This is a genomic window from Sphaerisporangium sp. NPDC005288, from assembly GCF_040607475.1.
In the GTDB taxonomy this organism is placed as follows: Bacteria; Actinomycetota; Actinomycetes; order Streptosporangiales; family Streptosporangiaceae; genus Sphaerisporangium; species Sphaerisporangium rhizosphaerae.
Window position 1 is genome coordinate 10,531 of sequence record NZ_JBEXGT010000089.1, and the last position, 4,383, is coordinate 14,913.

Here is a 4,383-nt window from a genome sequence, read left to right on the forward strand (position 1 = left end):
CTGGGTGTGATCGGCGCCCGGTCGGTGGGTCGTGGTGCGGCGATGTCGGCGCCTGTTATGGCGCCCGAGCCGGTGAACGTCAGTCATGGGTAGGGCCTTGTGCACGGCCCCACCGCTGAGGCCGTGCACAAGGGGTCGGGGGACTCGGCTACACCTCGCCACCCAGCTCCTGGTCGAGGATCGCGAAGAGCTCCTCCGCAGAGGCCGCGGCGAGCCGCTCGTCGTCCGCCGAGGAGGCAGGAGGCTCGGGAGACTCCGGCTCCGCTGCGGCCGGCCGCTCGGCCTCCGCTGGGGCGAGCCGCTCGGCCAGGTATCGGGCGACCGCAGTGGCGTTCGGCTGGTCGAAGGCAAGCGTGGCGGGCAGCGGAAGGCCGGTCCGCCCGCGCAGCCGGTTCCGCAGTTCGACGGCGGCCAGCGAGCTGAAGCCGAGCTGCACGAAGCCGCGCTCGGCGTCGATCAGGTCCGCGGTGTCGTGTCCGAGCGCCGCTGCCGCCTCGGCCTGGACCAGTTCGACCAACATGCGGTCCCGCTCGCGGGCGGGCAGTCCGGCCAGCCGCTCCCGCAGCCCGGCTGTGCCGTCCGACCCGTTGGTCCGTGCGGCCACGGCGGCTGTACGGCGCGCGCCCACGAGGTCACGCAAGAGCGCGGGCAGGTCGTCGCCACGAGCCCGCAGCGCGTGGACGTCCGGCCTGATCGGCGCCAGCACCGGCGCGGGCACGCGCAGAGCCGCGTCGAACAGCGCCAGCCCGGTCTCCGCGGAGATCGCTGGTATGCCCAGCTTGCGCACCCGAGCCAGGTCGGTCTCCCGCAGCGGCCCGCCGAGCCCGGTGTCCACCGCCCACATACCCCAGGTCAGTGAGGTGGCGGGCAGCCCGGCGGTGGCGCGATCAGCAGCGAGCGCGTCGAGGAAGGCGTTGGCCGCCGCGTAGTCGCCCTGCCCGGCGGCGAGCACCATCCCTCCGGCGGAGGAGAACAGCACGAAGCGGGTGAGGTCATGCTTTCGGGTAAGTTCGTGCAGGTGCCAGGCGGCGTCCGCCTTGGGACGCAGCACCCGGTCCAGCCCTTCCTCCGACAGTGTGCCGAGCACCCCGCCGGCCACCACTCCCGCGGTGTGCACGACGGCGCGCAGGGGGTGGGTGCCGGGGATTTCCTCCAGTAGTGCGGTGAGGGCGTCCCGGTCGGCCACGTCGCAGGCGGCGATGGTGACCTCGGCGCCTTGTTCGGTCAGTTCGTCGCGTAGTTCGGCGGCGCCGGGGGCGTCCAGGCCGCGGCGGGAGATCAGCAGCAGATGTCGCACGCCGTGTACGGCGACCAGATGCCGGGCCATCAGGGCGCCCAGCCCGCCGGTGCCGCCGGTGATCAGCGTGGTCCCATCGACCGGCCAGGCCGCGTCGTAAGGGGCAACGGCTGCGGCGCGCGATACCCGGTCGGCGTGACCGTCACGCGGGACTGCGGCGCGGGTCAGCCGGGGGACCCACGGCCGGCCGTCACGGATCGCCAGCTCGGGCTCGCCGGTGGCCAGGGCGACGCGCACGCCGTCCGCCAGGTCAGCGGCCGGATCCACGTCGATCAGGATGATCCGGCCGGGGTTCTCCTCCTGTGCGGCCCGCACCAGGCCCCAGACCGCGGCCCGCGCCGGATCCGGCCCTTCGGCGTCGCGCACCGCCACGGCACCCCGCGTGACCACCACTGCCGGCCGGGTGTCCGCCGCGACCGACCAGTTCTGCAGGCCGGTAAGGACAGGACGCAGGGCACGACGCACCCGATCGGGCACATCGCCGCCTGAGGCTTCGCCGGCACCGCCGGTGGCGTCGATGACGAGCGCGTCGGAGGCGTCCACCGCGCCGAGAGGACCCGACGGCGCGACCGGCCGCCACGTCACCGCGAGCAGCGACTCCGAGGCCGGGCGAGCCTGCGCCAGTTGATCGGCCCTGACCGGCCGGGACACCACCGTGTCCACGGTGGCCACCGGCCGGCCAGTGGGGTCGGCCAGGTCCAGCCTGGTGACCTCGTCGCCGTCCAGGCGGCGCAGCCGTACGCGCAGCGCGGTGGCGCCGGCGGCGTGCAGGGTGACGCCGTTCCAGTTGAACGGAATCAGCGTGGCCTTCGGCCCGGCCACCAGGTCCACGTGCATCGCGGCGTCGAGGATCGCGGGGTGTATGCCGTATCGGGTGGTTTGTCCGGCTTGTCCGGGGAGGGTGATGTCGGCGTAGAGGTCGTCGTGGTGTTTCCAGGCGCGTGTGAGGCCGTGGAAGGCGGGGCCGTAGCCGTAGCCGTGGTCGACCAGGCGGTCGTACAGGTCGGTGGTGTCCAGTGGCTGGGCGCCTGGTGGGGGCCAGGCGTGGCGCAGGTCTGCCGCCGCGTCGCCGGGGGTGGTGGGGGTGGGGGTGAGGGTGCCGGTGGCGTGGCGGGTCCACTGTCCGTGGTCGTCTTTGGAGTGGATGGTGATCTGGCGTCGGCCGTCTTGGCCTGGTCCGGTCACGGTGACCTGCACCACGACGCTTCCGGTGTCGCCGCTGCCGGTGTCCCCGTTGCTGTGCCGGCCGTTGTTGTGGTGGCCGTTGTTGTGGTGGCCGGGGTCGGGGATGGGCAGGGGGGCGTGCAGGGTGAGTTCGTCGATGGTGGGGCAGCCGACCTGGTCTCCGGCGCGCAGGGCCAGTTCGACGAAGGCGGTGCCGGGCAGGATCGGGGTGGCCTTGATCACGTGGTCGGCCAGCCAGGGTTGGGCCGTGACCGATAACCGGCCGGTCAGGATGGCGCCACCGTCGGGCTGCTCCACCACCGCACCAAGGATCGGATGATCGGCGGCGGTCTGGCCGAGGGCGGCCGGGTCACCGGCGGGGGCGGGTTGCAGCCAGTAGTGCCGCCGCTGGAAGGGGTAGGTGGGCAGATCCAGATGGCCGACCCGAACCCCGGCCGAACCGGCCCGTCCGGCTGGTCCGGCCGCGGTGGTTCCGATGGCCGCGGTGGTTCCGGTGCTTTCGGTGGTCGCGATGGTCGCGATGGTCGCGGTGGTCCAGGACGGCCAGGCGGTCCAGTCCACACCGGTGCCACACGTCCACGCCTGACCCAGCCCGGCGACCAGTTGGGCGGTCTCCTCCCGGTCACGGCGCAGCAACGCCACCACCGCGGGCTCACCGCCGTCGTGCCCGTCCCCGTTGTCGTGGTGGGCGAGGGTCTGTTCGATCATGGGGGCCAGCTGGGCGTCCGGGCCCGCCTCGATGTAACAGCCGACGCCCTGTCCGCGCAGGGTGGTGATGGTGTCGGCGAACCGCACCGGCCGCCGCACGTGCTCGACCCAGTACCCCGGCTCGGTGACCTCCTCGCCGGCCAGGTCACCCGACAGGTTGGACACCAGCGGCAACTCCGGACGACGCAGCGTCAACCCGGCCACCACCCGCTCGAACTCGGCCAGCATCGGCTCCATCAACGGCGAGTGGAACGCATGCGACACCCGCAACGGCCGGGTCCGGTGCCCGTTCTTGCGCGCCCACTCCACGACCTGATCCACCTGATCGGCAGCGCCGGAGACCACCACCGAACCCGGCGCGTTCACCGCCGCCACCGCCACCCGGCCATACCCGGCCAGGACCGAGACGATCTGCTCCTCGCCGCAGCCGATCGCCGCCATCGCACCACCGGACGGCAACCCCTGCATCAACCGGCCACGAGCAGCCACCAACCGGCACGCATCCGCCAAATCCAGAACACCGGCCACATGCGCCGCAGAGATCTCCCCCAACGAATGCCCAGCCACAAAATCAGGCCGAACACCCAACGACTCCAACAACCGGAACAACGCCGTCTCCACCACGAACAAACCGGCCTGAGCGAACACCGTCTGATCCAGCACCCCACCAGCAACAAACCCGCCACCGCTAACACTCGTGTGGCTGGTCTCCCCGGCCTGGCCGCTCTCGCCAGCCTCGCCGATCCCGCCCGTCCGGCCGTTCTCGCCGCTCAGGACGCTCAGGCCAGAGCCGCCGGTCTGGCCGTTCTGGCTGGGCTGACCGTTCTGGTTGGTCTGGCTTGCCTCACCGGACTGGCTGGTCTGACCGTTCTGGCTTGTGTGGTCGTACCGGCCGTTCTGGCTGGTGTGGCCGAGGATGATCTCTCGCAGGCTCACACCGCCGGCCAGGCCGGTCACCACGCCGGCAGCGAGTTCGGCCTCCAGAAGTGCGCAGGCCTCATCGAACGCGCGGGCGAACACCGGGAAAGCCGCATACAACTCCCGGCCCATCCCCACCCGCTGAGCACCCTGACCCGAGAACACCACCGCCACCCGGCCCGGCCGCACCCAACCCACCACCGAAGTCGACCCCAGTACCCCGGCCGCCAACCTGCCGACTGTCGGCTCACCGGCCGCCAACCCCGAGGCCGTCA

Annotated in this window: 1 protein-coding gene; it reads right to left on the reverse strand. The window is 72.3% G+C overall.

Annotation, left to right across the window (positions count from 1 at the left end; translation table 11 throughout):
• Positions 1 to 148 precede the first annotated feature (148 nt).
• The gene (locus tag ABZU32_RS40300) at positions 149 to 4,306 is read right to left on the reverse strand and encodes a type I polyketide synthase (protein ID WP_354931897.1); all 4,158 of its coding nucleotides are present in this window, start codon (positions 4,304 to 4,306) and stop codon (positions 149 to 151) included.
• Positions 4,307 to 4,383 lie beyond the last annotated feature (77 nt).